21 protein-coding genes and 1 other RNA gene are annotated in these 22,847 nt (G+C 61.5%); 11 read left to right on the forward strand and 11 right to left on the reverse strand.

Annotated features, from left to right (window positions below; genetic code table 11):
• Positions 1–43: 43 nt before the first annotated feature.
• Complete coding sequence (locus ACNPN0_RS12785) at positions 44–778, reverse strand: FadR/GntR family transcriptional regulator (protein WP_105657764.1); 735 nt, start codon at positions 776–778, stop codon at positions 44–46.
• Positions 779–986: 208 nt separating this feature from the next.
• Between ACNPN0_RS12785 and gndA the strand changes: the two genes are divergently transcribed.
• Positions 987–2,426 carry an NADP-dependent phosphogluconate dehydrogenase gene (gndA, locus tag ACNPN0_RS12790; protein ID WP_105657765.1) on the forward strand — a complete coding sequence of 480 codons (1,440 nt, stop codon included), beginning with the start codon at positions 987–989 and terminating at the stop codon, positions 2,424–2,426.
• 499 nt (positions 2,427–2,925) lie between these two features.
• Here gndA and ACNPN0_RS12795 read toward each other — a convergent pair whose 3' ends face one another.
• On the reverse strand, positions 2,926–3,504 hold the full coding sequence (locus ACNPN0_RS12795; RefSeq protein ID WP_448938602.1) for a TetR/AcrR family transcriptional regulator: 579 nt from the start codon (positions 3,502–3,504) through the stop codon (positions 2,926–2,928).
• Between the two features lie 92 nt (positions 3,505–3,596).
• On the opposite strand from ACNPN0_RS12795, the gene ACNPN0_RS12800 reads away from it, so the two are divergent.
• Both ACNPN0_RS12800 and ACNPN0_RS12805 read left to right on the forward strand, forming a co-directional pair.
• Positions 3,597–3,989: a DUF1304 domain-containing protein gene (locus ACNPN0_RS12800; protein WP_434690322.1), complete on the forward strand. Its 393-nt coding sequence runs from the start codon at positions 3,597–3,599 to the stop codon at positions 3,987–3,989.
• 51 nt (positions 3,990–4,040) lie between these two features.
• On the forward strand, positions 4,041–5,051 hold the full coding sequence (locus ACNPN0_RS12805) for a zinc-binding dehydrogenase (protein ID WP_434690324.1): 1,011 nt from the start codon (positions 4,041–4,043) through the stop codon (positions 5,049–5,051).
• A gap of 412 nt (positions 5,052–5,463) precedes the next feature.
• On the opposite strand, the gene ACNPN0_RS12810 is transcribed toward ACNPN0_RS12805, so the two are convergent.
• A complete protein-coding gene (locus ACNPN0_RS12810) occupies positions 5,464–5,964 on the reverse strand; it encodes a GNAT family N-acetyltransferase (RefSeq protein WP_434690329.1) in 501 nt (166 codons plus the stop codon).
• Positions 5,965–5,966: 2 nt separating this feature from the next.
• On the reverse strand, positions 5,967–8,228 hold the full coding sequence (locus tag ACNPN0_RS12815; protein WP_448938603.1) for an ATP-binding cassette domain-containing protein: 2,262 nt from the start codon (positions 8,226–8,228) through the stop codon (positions 5,967–5,969).
• Between the two features lie 129 nt (positions 8,229–8,357).
• Between ACNPN0_RS12815 and ACNPN0_RS12820 the strand changes: the two genes are divergently transcribed.
• Positions 8,358–8,870 (forward strand): hypothetical protein, encoded by a 513-nt coding sequence (locus ACNPN0_RS12820; protein WP_448938604.1) that lies wholly within the window; start codon positions 8,358–8,360, stop codon positions 8,868–8,870.
• A 297-nt stretch (positions 8,871–9,167) separates the two neighbouring features.
• Positions 9,168–10,448: a dicarboxylate/amino acid:cation symporter gene (locus tag ACNPN0_RS12825; RefSeq protein WP_400342347.1), complete on the forward strand. Its 1,281-nt coding sequence runs from the start codon at positions 9,168–9,170 to the stop codon at positions 10,446–10,448.
• Between the two features lie 182 nt (positions 10,449–10,630).
• Here ACNPN0_RS12825 and epsC read toward each other — a convergent pair whose 3' ends face one another.
• The 3 genes from epsC to msrA all read right to left on the reverse strand — a co-directional run bounded on the left by epsC (position 10,631) and on the right by msrA (position 12,948).
• Complete coding sequence (gene epsC, locus ACNPN0_RS12830) at positions 10,631–11,215, reverse strand: serine O-acetyltransferase EpsC (RefSeq protein WP_105657773.1); 585 nt, start codon at positions 11,213–11,215, stop codon at positions 10,631–10,633.
• Positions 11,216–11,357: 142 nt separating this feature from the next.
• Entirely contained in the window at positions 11,358–12,293 is a 936-nt protein-coding gene (gene cysK, locus ACNPN0_RS12835; RefSeq protein ID WP_105661227.1) for a cysteine synthase A, read from the reverse strand.
• Positions 12,294–12,420: 127 nt separating this feature from the next.
• The gene (gene msrA / locus ACNPN0_RS12840) at positions 12,421–12,948 is read right to left on the reverse strand and encodes a peptide-methionine (S)-S-oxide reductase MsrA (protein ID WP_332489255.1); all 528 of its coding nucleotides are present in this window, start codon (positions 12,946–12,948) and stop codon (positions 12,421–12,423) included.
• 132 nt (positions 12,949–13,080) lie between these two features.
• On the opposite strand from msrA, the gene ACNPN0_RS12845 reads away from it, so the two are divergent.
• On the forward strand, positions 13,081–14,034 hold the full coding sequence (locus tag ACNPN0_RS12845; RefSeq protein WP_448938605.1) for a Nif3-like dinuclear metal center hexameric protein: 954 nt from the start codon (positions 13,081–13,083) through the stop codon (positions 14,032–14,034).
• Positions 14,035–14,046: 12 nt separating this feature from the next.
• Positions 14,047–14,430 (forward strand): VOC family protein, encoded by a 384-nt coding sequence (locus ACNPN0_RS12850; protein ID WP_448938790.1) that lies wholly within the window; start codon positions 14,047–14,049, stop codon positions 14,428–14,430.
• 74 nt (positions 14,431–14,504) lie between these two features.
• On the opposite strand, the gene ACNPN0_RS12855 is transcribed toward ACNPN0_RS12850, so the two are convergent.
• Positions 14,505–15,284, reverse strand: a complete 780-nt coding sequence (locus tag ACNPN0_RS12855; RefSeq protein WP_448938791.1) for a YaaA family protein — start codon at positions 15,282–15,284, stop codon at positions 14,505–14,507.
• A gap of 117 nt (positions 15,285–15,401) precedes the next feature.
• Between ACNPN0_RS12855 and ACNPN0_RS12860 the strand changes: the two genes are divergently transcribed.
• The 4 genes from ACNPN0_RS12860 to ACNPN0_RS12875 all read left to right on the forward strand — a co-directional run bounded on the left by ACNPN0_RS12860 (position 15,402) and on the right by ACNPN0_RS12875 (position 20,307).
• A complete protein-coding gene (locus tag ACNPN0_RS12860; protein WP_448938606.1) occupies positions 15,402–16,844 on the forward strand; it encodes a dihydrolipoyl dehydrogenase family protein in 1,443 nt (480 codons plus the stop codon).
• A 72-nt stretch (positions 16,845–16,916) separates the two neighbouring features.
• Positions 16,917–17,272: RNase P RNA component class A (rnpB, locus tag ACNPN0_RS12865), an RNA gene on the forward strand.
• A 219-nt stretch (positions 17,273–17,491) separates the two neighbouring features.
• Positions 17,492–18,949, forward strand: coding sequence for a glyceraldehyde-3-phosphate dehydrogenase (locus ACNPN0_RS12870; RefSeq protein WP_332489257.1), 1,458 nt, complete (start codon positions 17,492–17,494; stop codon positions 18,947–18,949).
• Between the two features lie 311 nt (positions 18,950–19,260).
• Positions 19,261–20,307: a winged helix DNA-binding domain-containing protein gene (locus tag ACNPN0_RS12875; protein WP_448938607.1), complete on the forward strand. Its 1,047-nt coding sequence runs from the start codon at positions 19,261–19,263 to the stop codon at positions 20,305–20,307.
• Positions 20,308–20,319: 12 nt separating this feature from the next.
• Here the strand turns inward: ACNPN0_RS12875 and def are convergent, their stop codons facing one another.
• From def to ACNPN0_RS12890, 3 genes are all read right to left on the reverse strand, one after another.
• Positions 20,320–20,892, reverse strand: coding sequence for a peptide deformylase (gene def, locus ACNPN0_RS12880; RefSeq protein ID WP_105657783.1), 573 nt, complete (start codon positions 20,890–20,892; stop codon positions 20,320–20,322).
• Between the two features lie 24 nt (positions 20,893–20,916).
• Positions 20,917–22,065 (reverse strand): acyl-CoA dehydrogenase family protein, encoded by a 1,149-nt coding sequence (locus ACNPN0_RS12885; protein ID WP_448938608.1) that lies wholly within the window; start codon positions 22,063–22,065, stop codon positions 20,917–20,919.
• Positions 22,066–22,294: 229 nt separating this feature from the next.
• Positions 22,295–22,660: a hypothetical protein gene (locus tag ACNPN0_RS12890; protein WP_448938926.1), complete on the reverse strand. Its 366-nt coding sequence runs from the start codon at positions 22,658–22,660 to the stop codon at positions 22,295–22,297.
• Between the last annotated feature and the right edge of the window lie 187 nt (positions 22,661–22,847).

A 22,847-nucleotide genomic window follows, 5' to 3' on the forward strand; every position in this document is an offset into this window, starting at 1 on the left:
ATCGCTGCCCCGGCGGATTCGCATTTAAGTCGGGAATGCCGGGTTACTGGGCGCTCTTGGCCGGGTCCACGAACAAGCGCGGCGCGCCGTCCCAGAGGCTGCAGATCTCGTTGTGCGTCCGGCGCATGATGCTTTCCATGTTCTTCCGCGCGCTGGCGGAGTCCGAATTGGAGATGGCATCGGCGACCGACTGGTGCCAGAGCAACGCTTCCTCGTGCGGGCGTTCAGGCATCAGGCCCAATTCGGTGCGGCCGCGCAAAATCGCTCCGATCGGGGTGGAGAGGTTCGCGAACATCTCATTGCCGGAGGCGGCCAGCACCACAGCGTGGAATCGGATATCCAGTTCCAGGAAACGTCGCAAATCGCCTTGGCGCCCGTAATGGTTCATCTGCGCCGAGAGCATCATCAGCTCCTTGCGCATCGCTTCGGGGGCGAACTCGGCCGCCAGTTCCGCGGCCATCGGCTCTACGGAAATGCGCAGCTCGGTCAGCGAGCGCAGCTGTGCGCCCTTCTGGTCGCTGGCCAGCCGCCAGCGGATGACATGATCGTCGTAGGGGTTCCAGCGTTCAGCTCCCAGTACGCGGATGCCCACGCGCTTGGTGCTGGTGACTAGGCCGCATTGGGCCAGAACGCGGATCGCTTCACGGATCACCGAACGCGAAACCTGGAGCTTCTGCTCGAGGTCGGCGGCGAGGATAATGGAGCCGCGCGGAATTTGCCCGCTGATAATGCGAGAGCCGAGGTGCTCAACCACATGAGCGTGCAGACTAGTTGCCATGGGGTCAGTTTAGCCAATGACTTGCGCCAAATCAGACTATGGCGAGTCGATCCGCGAAATAAATATGCTTTAATTTACGCGATCCTCTGTAAAACACGGGCGTCGCCCTTGTAGGATGGAAAGGTCACGTGGCCGTGAACAGGGATCGTGACTCATCCGGTCTCTGCTTGGCGGTTCAACTCCCCGTAATCGATGGAGACTTATTTTTATGCCTGCACAGATTGGTGTCACAGGTCTGGCCGTCATGGGCGCAAACCTTGCCCGTAACTTCGCTCGCAACGGATACACCGTCGCCCTGCACAACCGCTCGGTCGGCAAGACCGATGCGCTGCTTGAAGCACATGGCGATGAGGGCGATTTCATTCGCACCGAAAGCCTGGAAGAGCTGGTAGCAAACCTCGAAACCCCGCGCCGCGTGCTGATCATGGTCAAGGCCGGCGGTCCAGTGGACTCGGTCATCGACCAGCTGGTGCCGCTGCTCGAAGAGGGCGACGTGGTCATCGACGCCGGCAACTCGCACTACACCGACACCCGCCGTCGCGAAGCTGCCCTGGCTGAAAAGGGCCTGCACTTCGTGGGCATCGGCGTCTCCGGTGGCGAAGAGGGCGCACTGCTCGGCCCATCGATCATGCCCGGCGGTTCCGCTGAATCCTACAAGTCGCTGGGCCCGATGCTGGAGAAGATCTCCGCCAAGGCCGACGACGGCGCACCGTGCTGCGCTTGGATCTCCACCGACGGTGCAGGCCACTTCGTGAAGATGGTCCACAACGGCATCGAATACGCCGACATGCAGGTCATCGGCGAAGCCTACGATCTGATGCGCAGCGCCGCCGGCATCGAGCCAGCCAAGCAGTCGGAGATCTTCAACGAATGGAACCAGGGCGAACTGTCCAGCTTCCTGATCGAGATCACCGCTGAAGTGCTCGGCCACGTCGATGCTTCCACCGGCAAGCCACTGGTCGACGTCATCCAGGACTCGGCAGGCCAGAAGGGCACCGGCCGCTGGACCGTGCAGTCCGGCCTGGATATGGGCTCGCCTGTTTCGGCCATCGCCGAGTCGGTCTTCGCCCGCTCCCTTTCCTCGCAGCGCGATATCCGCGCTGTGGGCCAGAAGGTGCTGACCGGCGAAACTGCCGAGGTCACCTTGCCGGAGAACTTCGTCGAGGATGTGCGCCAGGCGCTGTTCGCTTCGAAGCTCGTCTCCTACGCGCAGGGCCTCGACATGCTCACTTCGGCTGCCGGCGAATACAACTGGGACCTGAAGCTCGACGAGATCGCTGGCCTGTGGCGTGAAGGCTGCATCATCCGTGCAGCCCTGCTCAAGGACATCACCGCTGCCTACTCGGCAGGCGAGAAGCCTTCGAACCTGCTGTTCGCTCCGGCTTTCGCTGAAGCCATCAACAAGGCAGTTCCAGCATGGCGCCGCGTGGTTTCCGTTGCTGTCCAGCTGGGCATCCCTGCACCAGTGTTCTCCTCGTCGCTGGCCTACTACGATGGCCTGCGCCGCGACCGTCTGCCAGCAGCCTTGACCCAGGGCCTGCGCGACTACTTCGGTGCGCACACCTACCGCCGCACCGACAAGGAAGGCACCTTCCACACGCAGTGGAGCGGTGACCGCACCGAAATCGCTGCCGAGGACACCCACTAAGCGGAGTGATTTGACGCTAGCAGCTGCTGGCTGATCCGAAGCCCACCAGTTCAATTCGATTGAACTGGTGGGCTTCTGCCTTTTGAGCCCTGATGCATGCTGTCTTGCTTCGCTGGAACTGGCAGCCGTGGGGCGTGCTCAGCACAGTGCTGGGTGGGATAAGCGCAAGTCCCGGCCAGTGCCATGCGCTCATGGAGGAACTGATCCCAGAGGTGCGGAAAATCGGTGCGGCAGCCAAAGGCGGCTGGATTTTTCGTGGCGAGCGCGACGATTAATATCTGCTGCGTGCGATCTGATTTGCCTAGCCCGCGCCGGTGATTGCAGAACGAACTGCCGCTGGCAGCAGGCGGCAGGGCACCCGCGCAACGAGCCGGCAGCCTCCGCAATTCATTCACTGAATTGATCCGTGGATCAGTGCCTGGCTAGAAGCAATCCGGACGACAGGTGCCCCGGGGCTTGCGCCTCAAACCCGGAAAGGAGTAGGGGCAGAAGGCCGGTCCTAGTCTTCCAGCAAGTTCTCGGCGCATTGCAACAAGCGAACAGCTTCGCTGGGGGAGATGCGCACCAGTGCGAAGGCCGCTACCACCAGACCGGTAATGGTGTCGCTCAGCAGGGCATGGCGTTCGACTGAAAGATCCGGACGAAGGGCATACAAGCCGCGGCCCATGGCTTCATCAAGTTCTTCCCGGTACGCGGAAATGATGGCAGCGATGTCGTTCTCTGCTGCAATCGGTGCGCTGGCGGTGTTGATCAGCAGGCACCCATGGGCTGCAGGCAGGGATTCCGGCTTCGCGAAAACGGCAGCGAGCCCACGCAGATAGTCTCCCAATGCCTGTGAAGGTACTGGGTCCTGGAGCAGCGGACGCAACCGCGGGCGGACAATTTCATTAAGGTAGCTGTCTACTGCGGCATCGAACAGGCCGCGCTTGGAGCCGAAGGAGTTGTAGATGCTTGAACGGCTCAGGCCGGTGGCATTTTCAAGTTCGGGAATGGACGTGGCCTCGAAGCCCTTGGACCAGAACACCGAACGGGCGTTCTGGATAGCCGCTTCCTTGTCGAATGCAGATGTACGCGCCATCACACCCACCTCCTCTTTTCGTAACGACCATTCCAGTATATATTGAAATGGTCGTTACAGAATAGTTGCCTTCCCAACACCAAGGACTAGCCATGATCATCGCCGCGCAGATCTTCGCAACCGCCGCTGCCCTGCTCCACGTCTACATCTTCTCGATGGAGTCCATCACCTGGACCACTGGAAAAACCCGCGCTTTGTTCAAGACCAGCGAGGCTGAGGCAGAAGCAACGCGAGAAATGGCCTTCAATCAGGGCTTCTACAACCTCTTCTTGGCAGTTGCCGCACTTGCCGGGGTGATTGCCTTGGGCATGGGCCACTTGGCTGTGGGTGCCACGCTGGTCTTCGCCGGGGCCGGCTCCATGCTGGCCGCCGCATTGGTGCTGGCACTGGGGAGCCCGGGCAAAGCCAAGCTGGCCGTCAAGCAGGGGATTTTCCCGCTGCTGTCAGTTGCGCTGCTGGTCCTTGGCCTGGCGCTGGGCAACTAGAACGACACCGAGAGTTTCCAATATCACCGAGAATTGAAAGAACTGGTAACCATGACTGAAGCAACCAGCACGCAGATCCTGCTCGCCTCCCGTCCGTCCGGTTGGCCAACGCAGGAGAACTTCACCGTCCAGACCGTTGAGTTGCCGGAGCTGAAGACCGGTGAAATCCGGGTGCGCAACGAGTTCATTTCCGTGGACCCGTACATGCGCGGACGCATGAATGACACCCGTTCCTACATCCCGCCATTCAAGATTGGCGAGCAGATCCTCGGCGGCGCAATTGGCCGTGTCATCGAGACAGCGGACGAAGCGTTCCCGGCAGGCACCTTGGTCCAACATCAGCTGGGCTGGTCTGACACCGTGCAGGCCGACTCTGCCAATTTCAAGTCCGCACCTGATCTGCCCGGCGTTTCCTCGTCGCTGCGCCTGCACATCTTGGGCATGACCGGCTTGACCGCCTATGTAGGCCTGAGCGCAGTCGCCAATCTTGCCGAGGGCGAGACCGTCTTCGTCTCCGGCGCTGCAGGTGCCGTGGGCACCGCTGCCGGGCAGATCGCCAAGCTCATGGGTGCCAAGCGCGTCATCGGCTCGGCCGGCAGCGCAGAGAAGGTTGAACTGCTGACCAGCAAGTACGGCTACGATGCCGCCTTCAACTACAAGGATGGCGATGTGCGCGGGCAGCTGGCCGCCGCAGCTCCGGAAGGCATCGATGTCTTCTTCGACAACGTGGGCGGGGACCACCTCGAAGCTGCCCTGGCAGCGTTCAACGATTCCGGTCGTGCTGCCCTGTGCGGCGCTATCGCCAGCTACAACACCACCGAGTCGACTCCGGGCCCGAAGAACATGGCCAACCTGATCACCCGCGGCCTGAAGCTGCAGGGATTCACCCTCTCCAGCTACCTTGACCTCGCCCCGGAGTTCGGCGAGCGCATGGGCAAGTGGTTCTCCGAAGGCAAGATCGCCTACGACGAGACGATCGTTGACGGCATCGAGAATACCGTGGACGCCTTCCTTGGCATGATGCGCGGTGCGAACACCGGCAAGATGCTCGTGCGCATCTAATTCCGCCAACCCGAAGACTGCTCCGGCCCGACCCCCGATTCAGAGGCTAGGACCGGAGCAGGACCGGTTAAGGTGGTGGCTGGAGCGCGGGGCGGGGAATCCTGCTCTCGCTCGAAGCTGGATACCCGCCAGGCAATGGTCGCTGCGCGTGCAGTACCCCCATTGCCCGGCGGATGTCCCTTGGCATCACCGAGCAGAACGTCGGTACCTCGATGCTCGACCGGCTGCAAGGCCTCGGCGAGCTGCCCGAAGCCCGGGACAAATTGCGCCAACTCAACTCCACGGGAATTCGCCCACCCCCTGGCCCCGAATACGGCGCGCTGTTTCGCCAGGCGCAGCTGGTGCTGCAGATCGACGCGGAACTGGGCCGTGGGAGCGACCCGGACATCGTCGGGATCTCCCCGCTTGCTAACTACCTGAGCATTCGTGCGTCGGTAATTTTCGGAGCAGCCGGGTCGTCCTCGCTCACGCCGTCGAAGGCGAATCCGTTGCGTTCGTAGAATCGGATGGCACGCGGATTCTGGGCCGCCACCCACAGTACGGCCGGCTCATTGCCAAGGACTGCATCAAGCAGCGCCTGCCCTGTTCCGTCGCCATGGAAGTCTTCCAGCACATACAGGTTGTAGAGCTGGCGAGAGACGTTCTCCGGTATCCCGTCGATATTGCCGGTGGGAGGTGCGCTGAGGGCGAATCCGACAAGCTTCCCGTCCTCATTTTCCGCCACCGAAATCCTGAAGAGCGGATTCGGGTCCTCCAGAACCCTGTCCCACATGCGCAGCCGCTGCTCACTGTGGGCAGGGTCGAAGAAACCATCTGGCAGCAGCTGCGTGTAGGTTTCTTTCCAGCATTCGACATGCAGCCTGGCAAGCTCCTGCGCGTCGGCAGGCAGCGGTTTCCTGAGGTTCTGGGCCATGGCTATCCCTCGATGTAGTCGGACAGATGAACTCCGGTCAGGGTGCCGGAGGCGGCAAGGTCAGCCGGGGTCCCTTCGAAGACAATGCTTCCTCCTTCGTGCCCTGCCCCGGGACCCAAGTCAATGACCCAATCGCAGTGGGCAACCACCGCCAGATGATGCTCGATGACCACGACGGTATTGCCTTCATCGACCATCTCGTCGAGCAGACGCAGCAGGTTCTGCACATCAGCCATGTGCAATCCTGTGGTTGGCTCGTCCAGGATGTAGGTACCGGCGCCCTGGCCTAAACGGATAGCCAGCTTGATTCGCTGCCGTTCGCCGCCCGAAAGCGTGTTCAGCCGCTGTCCCAGTTTCAGGTATCCCAGCCCCACCTGGTTCAGGCGTTCGAGCACGGCCTTCGCCTTGGGCACTTTGAGCTGCTCCAACGCTTCTTCCATGCTCAAGTCCAGGACTTCGGCAATGTTCAACCCATCGAGGGTGTATTCCAGCACATCAGCGGTGAATCGCTTGCCGCCGCACTGCTCGCAAGGCAAGGCCACTCCAGCCATGGAAGCCAAATCCGTATAGGTGTATCCGACACCGCTGCACCCCGGGCACGCTCCGGCCGAATTGGCGCTGAACAGGGCAGGCTTCACGCCGTTGGCTTTCGCGAACGCCGCACGGATCGGATCCATGATCCCGGTATAGGTGGCCGGGTTCGAACGCCGGGAGCCCCGGATGGCGGTTTGGTCCACCACCGCCACGTCATCGCGTTTGGCGATCGTCGAATGGATCAGCGTGGATTTGCCGGAACCGGCGACACCGGTGATTGCGCACATCACGCCGGTAGGGATATCCACGGAAACATTCTTCAGGTTGTGCAAGGAGGCACCGCGCACTTGCATTGACCCCTGTGCCTCGCGCGGGTTCGCACTGAGCGCAGCACGCGTGGTGAAGTGCGTTCCGGTCAGCGTATCGCTGGACAGCAGGCCGTCCACTGGACCGCTGTAGCAAATGGTGCCGCCATGGGTACCCGCGCCCGGGCCCAAGTCGATCACGTGGTCCGCGATGCCGATGACCTCGGGCTTGTGCTCCACCACCAGCACGGTATTGCCCTTGTCCCGAAGGCTAGCCAGCAACCCGTTCATCCGCTGGATGTCATGGGGATGCAATCCAACGGTGGGCTCGTCGAAGACATACGTGACATCACTGAGCGCTGATCCAAGATGCCGGATCATCTTCACGCGCTGGGCTTCGCCGCCCGAAAGGGTCCCCGCCGGACGGTCAAGGGACAGGTAGCCCAACCCCAAATCCACCATGGATTTGAGCACGGCCTTCAAATTGGTGGTCAGTGGCGCGGCATCCGGGATCTGGATCGTCTCCAGGGTTTCGAGCAGCTCGGAAACCTGCAGGGCAGTCATGTCCGCGATTCCCAAGGAATTGATCTTCGAAGCGCGAGCGGCCTGGCCGAGCCGTGATCCGGCGCAGGCAGAGCACGGTGCGGTCGTGGAGATGCGTTCGATCCAGGCACGAATATGGGCTTGCTTGATCTCCCTGCCCGAATGGATGTAATTGGACTTGATGCGCGTGACCAAACCGGAGTAGCTCATGTTGGCCCCATTGAGCTTGACCTTGCCTGCTTCCTCGTAGAGCAAGCGGTCCAGCATGGCACTGGGCATGTCCCTGAGCTTCATGTCCAGATCTGCCTGCGTGCCGGCAGTCAGCGTCTGCCACAGCCAGGAATCCGGGGCAAAGTTCGGCGCCTTGATGGCTCCCTCGTTCAGCGACTTGTCCCAATCCAGCAGCTCATCAAGGTCGATGCTCGCCTCGGTGCCGAAACCCTCGCACACCGGGCACGCGCCCTGGCCGAGATTAAACGAGTACGCGCCAGCGCCGCCGGCGCTCGGAGTGGAATAACGCGAATACAGAACGCGCAAGAGCGAGTAGGCGTCGGTCGCCGTGCCCACGGTAGAACGCGAATTCGCGCCCATGCGTTCCTGGTCTACCACGATGGCCGTGGAGAGATTTTCCAGCACTTCTACATCAGGCCGGGGCATCGAGGGCATGAAGCTCTGGATGAAGGTCGTATACGTTTCATTGATCAGGCGCTGGGACTCTGCGGCAATCGTGCCGAACACCAGGGAGGACTTGCCCGAACCGGAAACACCGGTAAACGCGGTAATGCGCCGTTTTGGAATATCGACGTCAACACCTCGCAAGTTGTTTTCCCGGGCTTGGCGTACTCGAATCGTGTCATGGCTATCGGCAGGGTGCTGGCTCATGCCCCAAGCCTACTGAGAAATGCCCCAACCGACACCTGCCATAGGACAGCGGACTTGCAATCGCTGCCGATTCGCGTGGAGTATCGAACCCACAAGGAATCAGTGCCCCCTGCGAGAACGGAGAAAGCCATGCCGGATAGAACTACGAAACGACTCAAGCTCAGCTCGGTGGCGGCACTGGCCGGCTGCCTTGCGCTCGCCGGTTGCGGCAGCACTGCAGGTGGCACCGCAAGCCAGGAGCCGTCAACTCCTGAAGCCAGCCCGACGCAGTCCGCGTCGCCAACGGCATCCACTCCGGGGGAGGCCGGGGAGTCGGAGCAATCCGAAACTATCGGGGGCCAAGAGCTGGGCAAGCTCCCATCGAGCGCCACGGAGTATGCAGATGCCCTGGTCGTTGCTTGGGGCAACGGAAATGAAGCCCAGATGAAGCAGCTGGCCACCGTTCAGGTGGTCGACTTGCTCACTGACCATTCGGCGGCGGGCGGACCGAACTGGTCGCAAACGGGCAGCGATGCCGGAGCCGGGTCGGTCTTCGTGAGCTATGAAAATGCCGATGGCGGATCCGTGCTCAACCTCCGCGTGCAAAGCCAGGTGGTGGGCCAGGGCCAGGAGCAAGGCGTAGTCGAAGCGAACTTCGAATAATCAATGAATCCAAGCCAGGGCGGGACTGCTTAATGGGGCAGATCCGCCTTGCTGCCGTTAAATCGACGAATATTCAACTCCTGAACCCTTGCCGCACCAGGGATCGAACCTGATTGAACGTGTTGCGATTTACGGTAGAGAATATTCGGCAAGAGGGCGTATTCTCGTAACACTCAATCCATTCACAGGATTTCGGTGTAACAAAAATTACGTCTATCATGATTGAGGCGTGCGCCACGACACACTTGTGGCCCGTCCAACAGTGCGCTCCGATCCCTAACCGTTTAAAGGACATTCATGAAGCTGCTGAAATCTATCCCACTGCTTGGCTGGGTGCTCGTTGCCATCCTGCTGGGTATTCTGCTTGGCCCGGTTATGCCGGTGTGGCTAGGAAGCGTATTCCTGACCTACAACTCGATCTTCTCCGGATTCCTTGGGTTCATCGTGCCGTTGATCATCTTCGGCTTGGTGGCACCGGCTATTGCTGAACTCGGCAAGGGCGCAGGAAAGTGGTTGGGCATCACCGCGGTCATCGCCTACACCTCCACCCTGTGCGCGGGACTGCTCGCGTACTTCGTGAGCCGTTGGCTATTCACCAAGTCGCTTTCCGGCGGCGGCGTCGAGGAAGTTGGCGCAGGCGAAGGATCAGGTTTCGAACCGTATATTTCCCTGGTCGGCAGTGCGGGCGAATCGGCAACCGAAATCGTGCTGACTCCGCTGATGGGCGTCATGACTGCACTGGTACTGGCATTCATGCTGGGCCTGGGCCTGACGGCCTTCCGATCCACCGTGATCTTCCGCGGGACAGTGGAGTTCCGCAGCATTATCGAGATGGTTATCCGCCGTGTGATTGTTCCAGCCTTGCCGCTGTTCATCTTCGGAATCTTCCTGGATCTGTCCGCCGCCGGGGACGCCGTCACCGTGGTGCAGAAGTTCCTCTTCGTCGCCGTGGTCTCCTTCGCGCTGACCCTGGTTGTCCTGCTGGTGCAGTACTCCATCGCTGGGGCGATGAACAAGCGCAATCCGCTGGCCGCACTGTGGGGCATGCGCAATGCCTACTTCACCGCCTTGGGTACCTCATCCTCGGCTGCAACCATTCCGGTGACGCTGGAATCAGCCAAGAAGAATGGTGTTTCCGACACGGTAGCCGGCTTCGTCGTTCCGCTGTGCGCCACCATCCACCTCTCAGGCTCGATGGTCAAGATCACCTGCTTCTCCATCGCGGTGCTGCTGCTGACCGGTGGCGACGTTTCCTTCGGCACCTACTTCCCATTCATCCTGATGCTCGGCGTCATGATGATTGCGGCACCAGGCGTGCCAGGTGGCGCTATCGCCGCCGCTGCCGGACTGCTCGCACAGATGCTGGGCTTCGGCGAGGTCGAAGTCGGCCTGATGTTCGCAGCCTACATTGCCCTGGATAGCTTCGGCACCGCAACCAACGTGACCGGTGACGGCGCGCTGGCCATGATCATGCACAAGCTGACCCGTGGCAAGCTCGGCGCCCAGCCCCAGGATCCTGAGGACGAGGTCGTAGAGCTGGCCGATGGCACCGAAGCTGCGGACCACAAGCTGGCCTAAGCGGCCTCCATCACTCGCAGAGGCATCGATGCCCGGTACCAGACTCGCAATGGTACCGGGCATCGATGTTTTGCTTTGCCCGCAAATATCGGGGCCAAAGCGAAAACCCGCCCAGCAGGCGGACCGTGGCCGGTCCGTGTGCTGGGCGGGTTTGTTCTGCCGCAGTGGCAGGAGCGGAAATGCTAGATCCACATGGCCGGGTCGATGTACTCGGCCGGGTCTACAGCAGGCTTGCGTTCTTCAGGCCTGCGCGGACGGTTCTGAGCGGGGATTCCGGTGACAATCGAGCCTTCCGGGGCATCCTTGACGACCACGGCGTTCGCGCCGATGGCGGAATCGGCACCGATCACGATCGGGCCGAGCACCTTGGCTCCGGCACCGATGACCACGCGATCACCGATGGTCGGGTGGCGCTTGACCTTAGCCAGTGAACGGCCGCCGAGGGTCACCCCGTGGTACAGCATGACGTCATCGCCGATTTCGGCAGTCTCGCCAATGACGATGCCCATGCCGTGGTCGATGAAGAAGCGGCGCCCAATGGTGGCGCCGGGATGGATCTCGATCCCGGTCAGGGCGCGGTTCGCCTGGGATAGCAAACGCGCTGGCCACTTCAGCGAGGGGTTCTGCCACATCTTGTGGGCCAACCGGTGCAGCCAGATCGCGTGCAGTCCGGAATACACGAAGAAGTTTTCCGGATCGCTTCGCGCTGCCGGATCGTGCTGGCGTGCGTTGGCCAAATCCTCACGCAGGCGGGAGAAAAAACTCATGAATACTACCTTAGGGGTTGCGGTTCGCTCGGGTACAATCCGCAGATGTCACACAGCAAATCGGCGCGAGCTGCACCGATACAGGTCTCTCAATAGACCCAACAGTGGCTCGCGCCGATTTATTCTGTTTCTGCAAATTTACTTAGCCGCGGATGTCGTCGAAGAGCAGGGTGGAGATGTAGCGCTCACCGAAGTCCGGGATGATCGCAACGATCTGCTTGCCGGCGTTCTCTTCACGCGCGGCGATCTGTACCGCACCCCAAACGGCTGCGCCAGCGGAGATGCCGCCGAGGATGCCTTCCTTGACGCCCAGCGCGCGAGCGGTCGATACCGAATCCTCGATGCTGGCATCCAGGACTTCGTCGTACAGCTCGGTGTCGAGCACCTCGGGGATGAAGTTCGCTCCCAGTCCCTGGATCTTGTGCGGGCCGGGCTTTCCGCCATTGAGGATCGGGGAATCCTTGGGCTCAACGGCCACGATCTTCAGGTTTGGATTCTTTTCCTTCAGGTAGCGGCCTGCACCGGTGATAGTGCCACCGGTACCGATGCCGGCAACCAGGACATCGATCTTGCCTTCGGTATCAGACCAGATCTCCGGACCGGTGGTCTCTGCGTGGACCTGCGGGTTGGCGGTGTTGGCGAACTGCTGCGCCCAGATAGCGTTCTCGGAAGTCGCAACAATTTCCTTGGCCTTCTCCACAGCCCCGCGCATGCCGTCGGCGCCCGGGGTCAGCACGATCTCGGCGCCGAAAGCGCGCAGCATCACACGGCGCTCGGTGGACATGGTTTCAGGCATGGTCAAGATGACCTTGTAGCCGCGGGCTGCACCGACCATCGCCAGTGCGATGCCGGTGTTGCCCGAAGTGCCCTCAACGATGGTGCCGCCTGGCTTCAACGCACCAGAGGCCTCGGCTGCATCAACGATGGCCACGCCGATGCGGTCCTTGACGGAGTTCGCCGGGTTGTAGAATTCCAGCTTCACAGCGATGTTCCCTGGCAGGCCCTCGCCGACGCGGTTCAGCTTCACCAGCGGGGTGTTGCCGACGACTTCGGTGACGTTGTTGTAGATCTTGCCCATCTTGTATGCAATCCTTACGTGACTCTATGCGGCCGCAGTTAGTTGCGGCGAAATAATTGCCGGAATCTGGCGTAACCGCCGGAGACCTATGAGGTTCACAACTAACCCTAGTAGGCCAAAAGCGCGACTAGGCTTCGTTTAGCCATTGAGCGTAATATTTCCTGACTTTCGCGATCTTTGGATCGATAATCACGCGGCAATAGCCCACTTCCTGGTTTTCGGAGTAATAATCCTGGTGGATTTGCTCGGCAGGATAGAAATCTTTGGACTCTTCCAGCGTAGTGACGATCGGATTGGGGTATACGCGCGAGAACTTCTCGATGGCGTCCTGGAAGAGGCCGCGCTGCTGGTCATCGAGCGGGAACATCGCCGAACGGTACTGCGTACCCACGTCGTAGCCCTGGCGGTTCAGCGTGGTCGGGTCGTGCACGGTAAAGAACATGTCCAAGATGACTTCGGCCGGAACCACTTGCGGGTCAAAGATCACGGCGACACCTTCGGCATGGCCAGTGGTTCCGCTGCAGACTTCGCGGTAGGCCGGATCCTTGGTGTGGCCGCCGATGTATCCGGAAATCACGGCGTGGACGCCACGGGTTCGCTGGTACACGGCATCCAAGCACCAGAAGCAGCCGCCGGCTAGTACGAAGGTGCTCAGCTTGGTGTCCTGGACTTCCAGGAACGGGCTGAATTGATGAGGGGACTGAAGGCTGGGAATACTCACACAGTTCACAACGTTGCGGCGTTGCATTCTGTTCCATCCCCATACCCACCGCGTAGGGTGGTGGGTATGCAGAGCAAGGCAGATAACTCGCAAGACCTGGGGAAGAGCAGCGATTCCCTGGATGCCTCGACGCTCAAGCCCGTTACCGGAGAAACGCCAGAGCAACCGGTGGAAGACACCTCGGTTCCGCAGACCACCTTGGGTAACGTCCTTGAAGCAGCTGAGGAACTTTGGCCAAAATCATTGGCCGAAGATTGGGATGCCGTTGGCCTGGTGACCGGACGTACCAGCCAGCAGATTTCCAAGATCGTGATGGCTGTAGATCCAACGCTGGAGGTGATCGAGGATGCAATCGAGCGTGGGGCCGATCTGCTGATCACTCACCACCCGTTGCTCCTGCGCGGAGTCACCCAGGTTGCCGGCACCAATTTCAAGGGCGAAGCCATTCACCGCCTGATCGAATCCGGAACCGCATTGCTTACGGCGCACACCAATGCCGACAGCGCCATCGGGGGAGTCAACGATGCTCTCGCCGATGCCTTCGGGCTGAAGGACTGCGTGCCGTTGATCGAGTCCAAGGACGGACTGCCAGAAGAAGGCTTGGGACGAGTTGGCTTCTTGGAGAAGCCGATGAAGCTCGAGGATTTCGCTGAACGCGTTTACACCGTGCTCCCAGCGGTGGCTGGCGGTGTACGTGTCGCCGGAGACCGTACAGGCATCATCCGGAAAGTCGCCCTCTGCGGCGGTGCCGGCGATTCCCTATTCGACGCGGTGCGCTCGCACCAGGCCGATGTCTACGTGACTGCTGATCTGCGCCACCACCCGGCAAGCGAGGCACGCGAAGCTGCCAACGGCGGGTTCCCTTACCTGATCGATGTCTCCCACTTCGCTTCGGAATGGGTCTGGCTGTCGGCAGGTGCCCGCGCCTTGGGCAACGTGCTCAACGATCTTGGGCACACCGTGGAGATCGAAGTTTCCCAAGTGAATTCCGATCCATGGGACTTCTTGCTGACTCCTTAGTCAGTGAATTCCATGCTGCATCATCTGGAAATTTGGGTTGAGGATTTGGCAGCCAGTACAGCTTCCCTGGGCTGGCTGCTCACTCGCCTTGGCTATGTGGTGGAATCCCAATGGGCTGATGGCATCAGCTATGCCCGCGACGGATTCTATATAGTCCTGGAATCCGGACCGGATGCCAAGAGGCAACGGCATGACCGCCTGGCTCCCGGGCTGAATCATTTGGCTTTCCATGGTGGCACCAGGCAGGCGGTGGAAACGTTGGCTTCCCAGGCGCAGGATCACGGATTCACCCTGATGTTCCCGGAGCTGCACCCGTACGCCGGGGGACCAAAGCACTACGCGGCGTATTTGGAAGATGCTGCCGGATTCGAGATTGAACTAGTCGCAGCGCTTTGACGAAGCCGCATTAGCCATGCCAGCACCCTTCATCGGCAGAGCACCAGCCACCTTCGGCGACTTGCCCAAGGACGCTAACTCACGGTAGTGAACTGGTGGTCCTCCGGCAGCAGGATGTTCAGCGCCAAGCCCTTCTTGTCTTCGACGAGGGACGCTTCCCACTTGGTCTGGACCAGTTCGAGCAATTCTCCAGGGTTTTCCGGTGCGACCGGTTGCTGGACCAGGAAACCGGCGACCTCTCCGCGGGTGTGCTTGGCAAAGTGCGAGACCACCTTCGGGACCCCATTGCGCATCTGGAAGACGTTGACCGCAACGGTGTTGCCATTGGCCGGCTTGTAGGCGGCCGCATAGGTGCTCGATCGCGCGTCCACGATCAGCTGGTCGCCGGCCACCGCATCCAGCACCGGAGCCAGGCGCTTCTTCCACCAGGTGGCCAGCTTGCCCAGCGGCTCGAGCTTGACCGACATGGACAAGCGGTAGGGCGGAATGCGATCGCCGAAACGCACGGCACCCCACAGGGCGGAGACCACGATGATGGATTCATCGGCGCGCCGCTGCGCTGCTTCATCCAGATTCGCGTAGTCCAGGGCCTCGAAGAGCACCCCCGAGTAGATATTGTGCGCCTTGGCTGCGTGCTCGGTGTGCAGATTGATATTCCGCGCTACTTCCTTGGCCAGTGACGCTCCGACTCCCAGCAGGTCCATGGCATCTTCGCGTGCTGAGACTTCAGCAAGGGCGTCAAGCACCAGGCGGCGTTCCCCGGAAAGCTCCGGAAAAGACAGGTCCTCGATTTCGAACGGAGAACCTTCGGCGTGGACGGTCTTGCCTTCGGAAGGCGGCAACAGAATAAGCACGCGTTCCAGCTTATCGGAGTTCACCTGATCTTCTGCCCAGGGCATATACCCGCAGCGCAGATCTGGCTAGGCTGAACCCACGACCCAGCAGCGCTTCACGCAGAGCAAGGACAGAGCATGCCCCAGCAGAACTCAAGAGCTAGCCAAACTGCCTCCGGGCAGCACTGCGACTTCGACGTGATCGTGATCGGCGCCGGGCCGGCCGGGGAGAACGCCGCCGACTATGCCACCCGGCAGGGCCTGAAGGCGGCCATCGTCGAATCCGAGCTGGTGGGCGGGGAATGCTCGTACTGGGCATGCATGCCTTCCAAGGCCCTGTTGCGCAGCAGCGATGCGCTGCGCGCGGCACGCCGGGTTCCCGGGGCCCGCGAAGCGGTGACTGGTGCGCTGGATCCCGAGGCGGTGCTCGCGCGGCGGGACGCCTTCACCAGCAACTGGGATGATGCCGGGCAGGAACGGTGGCTGCGTTCGGCCGGCATCGAGTTGATCCGCGGCAGGGCGCGGCTTTCCGGGCGCGGCCTGGTGCAGGTGGAGGATCGCGAGTACTCGGCCCGGGCCGTAGTCCTGGCCACCGGATCCATTCCGGTTCTGCCTGGGATCGAGGGTCTGGCTGAAGCCAGGCCGTGGGGCACCCGGGAGGCCACTGCGGCCAAGGCGATCCCGCCAAGGCTGGCCATCATCGGTGGCGGAGTTGCCGGGGTGGAGCTGGCCTTCGCCTTCGCCTCCCTCGGGTCCAAGGTCACCATCCTTGCCCGCGGGTCGTTGCTGGGCCGCGAAGAGCCGTTCGCCGGCGAGCTGGTGGCCCAGACGCTGGCCGAGGCCGGGGTAGTGGTGCACCAGGACACCACGCCGTTGCAGGTCCACCGCGATGAGCAAGGGATAGCCGGCCTCCAGCTGCCCGGAGGATCCCTCGTGGAAGCCGAGGAAGTGCTGGTCTCCACCGGGCGGCGGCCGGAGATCGGGAATCTGGGACTCGAAGCACTCGGGGTGGACCCGTCCCGGCGGCTGCAGGTCGATGACACGATGCTCGTGGCGGGTACCGACTGGCTCTACGCCGTAGGAGATGCCAGCGGGCGCAGCCCGTTGACCCACCAGGGCAAGTACCAGGCCCGGGCCGCGGGCGAGGCCATTGCCGCGAGGATCAATGGAACCGGGGTTCTCGATGCGCCCTGGGGCAGGCATGCGGCCACGGCGGACCACCATGCGGTGCCGCGCGTGGTCTTCAGCGATCCGCAGATCGCCGCGGTCGGACTCACCGAACGCCAGGCCCGCGACGCCGGCTTGCAGATTTCGGTTATCGAGCACGATCTGGGTGCGGTGGCCGGGGCGAGCCTGCACGCCGACGGGTATTCCGGGCGGGCCAAGCTGGTGATAGACCAGAGGCGTTCGGTGATCGTCGGCGCCACTTTCGCCGGCCAGGATGCCGCGGAACTGCTGCATGCGGCCACCATTGCGATCGTCGGCGAGGTCAGCCTGGACCGGCTGTGGCATGCGGTCCCCGCCTATCCGACGATCAGCGAAATCTGGTTGCGGTTGCTTGAGGCGCAGCGGTTCGGGTGAACCCGGCTGTGACCGAATCAGCGTTCGGAAGTGGTCTGCAGCCCACGCCCAACGCATTAGACTGGTAGTGAATGGGATGGCCAGACGGTCGCGTGGCAAGCAATTGCCCCGAGGAACGTCCGGGCTCCGCAGAACAGGGTGGTGGGTAACGCCCACTCGGGGTAACCCGCAGGCTAGTGCCACAGAAAATAGACCGCCAGGATTTCCTGGTAAGGGTGAAACGGTGGTGTAAGAGACCACCAGCACCCCAAGTGATTGGGGTGGCTAGGTAAACCCCACTCGGAGCAAGGTCAGACAGACTGCGTTATGAGGGCTGTTCGCCCCATGCAGTCGGGTGGACCGCTAGAGGCTGCCGGCAACGGCAGTCGTAGATAGATGACCGTCCCGCTTCGGCGCGACAAAACCCGGCGTATCGGCCATCCCATTCACACTCTTCCTTCCTGCGATTGCGCCGGCATCAGCCCTTGGTGCGCTGGTGAGATGATTCACAGTCCCCGATCCTCAGTTTTTCTGCGCACGGTCTAGAATGGATCATGTACTTACGAGGATGATCCTGTTACCTCGTGCCACCGCAAAAGCAATGGTGCTTCCCACGGTGCCAACCGACTTTATGGATCTGCGAGTCGGCTGAATTGGAAGGATTTTCTGTGACCCAGCAGTCTGTCGTTGCCCAGCAAGAATGGAGCGGGCGCGAAGAGCTCGCCGAGGCCATGATCCCACTGATCGGACGTCTGTACCGCAAGAACAATGTGGTGACCTCCGTCTACGGCCGCAAGCTGATCAACCAGTCCGCCATCGACATCATCAAGGCCCACCGCGTAGTGCGCCGCATCGATGGCGAAGAGCTCGACCTGAACGACACCAAGGCCATCCTGGATGCTATTGAGGCCCTGAACGTCGGTTCGGTAGCAGTTGACCTCGGCCGCGTGAACAAGAAGTTCAAGGAATCCGGTTCCGCTGATCTGAACGCTTTCCTGGCCGATGAATTGGGCGAGAAGGTTGGCCAGGCCGGCGCAACCGACGCTGAACCACAGGACGTTGTCCTCTACGGTTTCGGCCGTATCGGACGCCTGCTGGCCCGCATCCTGATCGAGCGTGGCGGCTACGGCCTGCGCCTGCGCGCCATCGTGGTCCGCAAGGGCTCGGATGACGACATCGTCAAGCGCGCTTCGCTGCTGCGCCGCGACTCGGTGCACGGCCGCTTCGAAGGCTCGATCACGGTCGACGAGGAAAACAGCACCATCCTCGCCAACGGCACCCTGATCAAGGTCATCTACTCGAATGACCCGACCACCGTCGACTACACCGAACACGGTATCGACAATGCCATCGTGGTGGACAACACCGGCCGCTGGCGCGATGAGGCCGGCCTGTCCCAGCACCTGGCCGCCAAGGGCGTTTCCCGCGTTCTGCTGACCGCACCGGGCAAGGGCGATCTGAAGAACATCGTCCACGGCATCAACGATTCGTGGATCACCGCAGAAGACAAGATCGTCACCGCTGCATCGTGCACCACCAACGCCATCACCCCAGTGCTCAAGGCCCTGAACGACAAGTTCGGTGTCACCCACGGGCACGTCGAGACCGTTCACTCGTTCACCAACGACCAGAACCTGATCGACAACTTCCACAAGGGCGAGCGCCGCGGCCGTTCGGCAGCGCTGAACATGGTGATCACCGAAACCGGTGCCGCCAAGGCAGTGGCCAAGGCCCTGCCGGAGTTCGAAGGCAAGCTGACCGGCAACGCGATCCGCGTACCGACCCCAGACGTCTCCATGGCGATCTTGAACCTGAACCTGGAGAACGGGACCACCAAGGAAGAGCTCAACGCCTACCTGCGTGAAACCTCGCTGACCTCCAGCCTGCACAAGCAGATCGACTACATCGATTCGCCTGAGGTTGTCTCCACCGACTTCGTCGGCTCGCGCCGCGCCGGCATCGTTGACGGCCTGGCCACCATCGTGTCCGGCAAGAACGCTGTCGTCTACGTTTGGTACGACAACGAGTTCGGCTACTCCTGCCAGGTTGTTCGCGTCATCGAATCGATGGCCGGCACCCACCCGGCAGCAGTACCAGCGCTGAAGGCTGAAGCCGTCACCGCCTAGGACCTCGCTGCTTGCAGCTGAAGGGACCATCCCAACGCATTGCGCGCTGGGATGGTCCCTTCTGCTATTCCATCCGGGTGGCACGACGCCCTCCAAAGGGCTTTCCGGGTCCTGGGCGCCAACGAGAGCCAGCACCTGGCCAGCAAAGTCCAGGCAGGTCTCGACCTTTGCGCGCATCCGGGCTTGGAGGTCCGCTTGAGCCTGCGCCGCCCCTGCGTCAACGAGGGCTGCAGGTGCGCCGCTTCGCGGGCATCTCTGTACCCCCGCACTGCTAGGCTTTAGGCCATCAAGCATTGGATCGAGGTTGGTTAATGGACAGTACCCGGACGCTGGCGGCGTGCATGGCGAGCCAGCTGCTACTGGAGCCGGCAGAATCCGTACTGCAGGCCGCAGAGCACATGCTCGCGTTCCAGTCCCAGGACTTCGCTGCAGGACGCTACGCGCTGGCTCAGCGCTCCGCAGCGCAAGAATCCCGTCAGCAAGTCGATGCGCTGTTCAGCGAAGGCCGGCTCGTGCGGTCATGGACCATGCGGGGCACGCTGCATATCTGCTTGGCCGAAGATGCGAGCTGGATGACTCGCGCGACGCGTGAACGCACCTTGCGCTCCTCGGCCACACGGATGCGGGGACTGCAGATCGGCACCCAGGACATTGACCAGGCAGCTGGCATCATCAGCGGGCATCTGCAGGAGCACGGGCAAGCCAGCCGCTCCGCGCTCTTCAAGGCACTGAACCAGAATGGAGTGGAGACCGGCCAGCAGCGAGGACTGGTTATCCTGCAGGTCCTCGTCCTGGACGGGTTGATCTGCCAGGGGCCCATTCCACACGACGCGAAGCTCATCGCGCAGGACTTCGTGCTCGTGGATGAATGGCTTGCAAGTCACCGGGAACCAGAAGATCCGTTGGCGGAACTCTTGCGCCGCTACCTGCACTCGCATGGGCCAGCTACCCTTCGCGACGCAGCCTGGTACACGGGACAGACACTGACCACCATGAGAACCGCCGCAGAAGCACTCGGCGGCTTGCTGGCGGACGCAGGAAGCGATGAGCGCGGGGAGGGCTACTGGGTCATCGCCGGCAGCCGCGCCCACCGGGAGCTTGAAGCGATGGAGCCCACCGGGCTGCCACTGCGCCTGCTCGGTCCCTTTGACGAGTACTACCTGGGTTACGCAAATCGCACGCTGGTAGCCGACGAGCAGATGGCCGCGCAGATCCTGCCCGGCAAGAACGGCATGTTCCTGCCCTTCTGGCTAGAACAAGGCAGGGCTTCGAAGGTCTGGAACGCAGAAACAGCGCCCACCGGCAAAATCGGTGCGGCGCTGCATCAGCGGTATCTGGACTTCAAGACTGCCCGGTAGGCGGCGGGAGGCCTAGTGGCCGAATGGATCCTCATCGGTACCCGGCAACCAGGTATTGCCCGGCACGCCCCAACCCAGAGCCTTCTTGGCCTTCTTCCACTTCTTCTCCCAGCGTGGCTGCAACTTGTCCACGTAGAGGTAGCCATCAAGGTGGTCGTACTCGTGCTGCATGATGCGCGCGAACCAGCCGTGCGCTTCGAAAGAGATCGGATTGCCGAACTCGTCGAAACCCTCCACCTTCGCATAGTCGGCACGCTGCAGCGGGTAGTTCAGCCCGGGCACGGACAAGCAGCCCTCGGAGTCGTCATCAGCATCCGCAGGAGCCTGCGACACCTTTGAAAGCGTCAGCTTGGGGTTGATCACTACGCCCCGCTCGGGAGCATCGTCCTGGTCCGCGAAGACGTAGGTGAACATGCGCAGGCCCAAACCGATCTGCGGAGCCGCCAGGCCCACGCCATGCGCTTCATCCATGGTGAGGTGCATATCGGCAACGAGCTCGCGCAAGGCGCCATCAAACTCGGTGACCTCCACCGCACGCTTGTGAAGTACAGGTTCTCCGTAAACAGTGATCTGCCGAATAGGCACGTGATCGGTTCCTTTCAAAAGTGCTTAGAGTGCTCGTCCAATAGTTTCACGCATGATCTCGCTTGTGCCACCGAAGATGGTCAGCAAGCGGGAAGCAGTGAAGGACTGGGCAATCGGGTACTCCATGATGTAGCCATAGCCGCCATGCAGCTGCAATGCCTGATCGGAAAGCTTTTTAGCGCTCTCACTAGCCCAAAGCTTGACCTCGGCAGCCTCGGAAGGATCCAGCTCGCCGTCGTTGAATGCCAGGACGGCCCGGTCCACGAAGCTCTGGGTGACATGCGCCTCAGTCTTCAGGTTAGCCAGCTCAAAACGGGTGTTCTGGTACTCGGTCAGCGCCTGGCCAAAGGTCGAGCGGTTCTTCGCATGCTCCAGCGCCTGCTCGAAGGACGCGGTGCAGATCGCCGAGGCAGCCACGGCAATAGCCAGACGGGCCTGGGGAAGCTGCGCCTTGACATAGGACAGGCCCTGCCCAGCTTCGCCAACAAGATCCGCAGCCGAGACGCGGACATCGTCGAAGAACAGCTCAGCGGTATCAGAAGCCCGCAGCCCGATCTTGTCGAAGGGGCTGCCGTTGGTGTACCCCTCGGAACGCTCGACCATGAACAGCGAGAATGACTGCTCGCCCGCACGTCCGCTCTCGCCATCGGTGCGCGCAAGCACCAACGCGGCATCGCCAAACGCAGCATTGCCGATGAAAGTCTTCTGGCCGCTAATCAGCCAGTCATCGCCATCGCGGACCGCCTTGGTGCGCACCGCGCGCAGGTCGGACCCCGCTCCAGGCTCGGTAAACGCGCAGGAGGTAATGGTAGAGCCATCGACCATGCGTGGAAGCCACTTGTCCTTGAGCTCGGCAGAGCCGTAGGCGAGCAGGTACGGCAGCACCAGGTCGTCGTGCAGGTGGAAGGCCAAGGCTACGGACAGATGACCCGAACGCACGAGCTGCTCATCAAGCACTACACGGAAGCGGTAATCATCGATGCCCATGCCACCGAACTGCTCAGGCACGGCAAGACCCAGCAGGCCGTTTTCACCAGCAGACTGCCACACCTCGCGGGGGATCTGATGATCCTTCTCCCACTGAGCGTATTTACCGGAAATCTCCCGGGCATTGAATTCCGTAGCCAGTTCACGGAACTGCTCGTGGTCCTCTTCAAAGAGCGCGCGTTTCACAGGGGGAGTACCTTTCGGTGGATGGAACGAAGGCATAAAGCTCACTGGCTTGCCGAAGTACATCATCCATTATGGTTGCTCAAGCCAATTCGTGCCTATTCGCCAGGGCAAACAACGATTCAAGTCACTAGATAACGCAAAAAGTCTCGAAAAACACGGGGATAGACCCCAAAACACAACCCATTCGAACATAGTTTCGAATCGGTGTTCCTAGCCACCGAAATGTGACTTAACACCGCACCCGGGCAGCACTGCGCTCGCCGGTAGATTCGAACTGCCTGTTCAATCGGTCCTGTCGGCGACGAGTCTGCAGCTGGCATCCGCGCGTAATGGCGTTGGCTTCACCGGAGTCAGCGATAATTCGGATCGTGCCCTGGGGAAGGCGAGTTGCTCGTTGCGCAGGGGTGGGCAGCGCCGATAGTGCAACCCTGGACTGTCCCGCGGGTTGCGGATCACTCCACGCGAAATCGACCCGGTTGTGACTGCTGGCAGGGTTGCGTGCGATCGCGTCGAGGCGCCCGACCTGTGCCATGGAAGCGATCTTTTTAGCGTCGGCAGGGTGCAGGAGTTTCTGATGGTTCCATGCGATGGCCATGGCCGGCGGTGAAGTCTGGTTGGCGGCTAGCGGCGCGATGCTGAACGCCGAGGGGGATTGGTTGGCGGGGACTGGCGGTGTGTGCCTCTGGATTCCAGGTGTTCGGTCTGGAATCAACGAGGCCCGGTGCCTTGCCGATTGCGCTTCAAGGCGTCGGAAACGAGAAAAGACCTGGTTCGGAATTTTC

The sequence above is a fragment of the Glutamicibacter sp. AGC84 genome (assembly GCF_053543575.1).

Bases quoted from the DNA above. Each gene is read 5' to 3' on its own strand.
- ACNPN0_RS12785 (WP_105657764.1), bottom strand. From the start codon at position 778: ATGGCAACTAGTCTGCACGCTCATGTGGTTGAGCACCTCGGCTCTCGC.
- gndA (WP_105657765.1), top strand. From the start codon at position 987: ATGCCTGCACAGATTGGTGTCACAGGTCTGGCCGTCATGGGCGCAAAC.
- ACNPN0_RS12795 (WP_448938602.1), bottom strand. From the start codon at position 3,504: ATGGCGCGTACATCTGCATTCGACAAGGAAGCGGCTATCCAGAACGCC.
- ACNPN0_RS12800 (WP_434690322.1), top strand. From the start codon at position 3,597: ATGATCATCGCCGCGCAGATCTTCGCAACCGCCGCTGCCCTGCTCCAC.
- ACNPN0_RS12805 (WP_434690324.1), top strand. From the start codon at position 4,041: ATGACTGAAGCAACCAGCACGCAGATCCTGCTCGCCTCCCGTCCGTCC.
- ACNPN0_RS12810 (WP_434690329.1), bottom strand. From the start codon at position 5,964: ATGGCCCAGAACCTCAGGAAACCGCTGCCTGCCGACGCGCAGGAGCTT.
- ACNPN0_RS12815 (WP_448938603.1), bottom strand. From the start codon at position 8,228: ATGAGCCAGCACCCTGCCGATAGCCATGACACGATTCGAGTACGCCAA.
- ACNPN0_RS12820 (WP_448938604.1), top strand. From the start codon at position 8,358: ATGCCGGATAGAACTACGAAACGACTCAAGCTCAGCTCGGTGGCGGCA.
- ACNPN0_RS12825 (WP_400342347.1), top strand. From the start codon at position 9,168: ATGAAGCTGCTGAAATCTATCCCACTGCTTGGCTGGGTGCTCGTTGCC.
- epsC (WP_105657773.1), bottom strand. From the start codon at position 11,215: ATGAGTTTTTTCTCCCGCCTGCGTGAGGATTTGGCCAACGCACGCCAG.
- cysK (WP_105661227.1), bottom strand. From the start codon at position 12,293: ATGGGCAAGATCTACAACAACGTCACCGAAGTCGTCGGCAACACCCCG.
- ACNPN0_RS12845 (WP_448938605.1), top strand. From the start codon at position 13,081: ATGCAGAGCAAGGCAGATAACTCGCAAGACCTGGGGAAGAGCAGCGAT.
- ACNPN0_RS12850 (WP_448938790.1), top strand. From the start codon at position 14,047: ATGCTGCATCATCTGGAAATTTGGGTTGAGGATTTGGCAGCCAGTACA.
- ACNPN0_RS12860 (WP_448938606.1), top strand. From the start codon at position 15,402: ATGCCCCAGCAGAACTCAAGAGCTAGCCAAACTGCCTCCGGGCAGCAC.
- ACNPN0_RS12875 (WP_448938607.1), top strand. From the start codon at position 19,261: ATGGACAGTACCCGGACGCTGGCGGCGTGCATGGCGAGCCAGCTGCTA.
- ACNPN0_RS12890 (WP_448938926.1), bottom strand. From the start codon at position 22,660: ATGGCCATCGCATGGAACCATCAGAAACTCCTGCACCCTGCCGACGCT.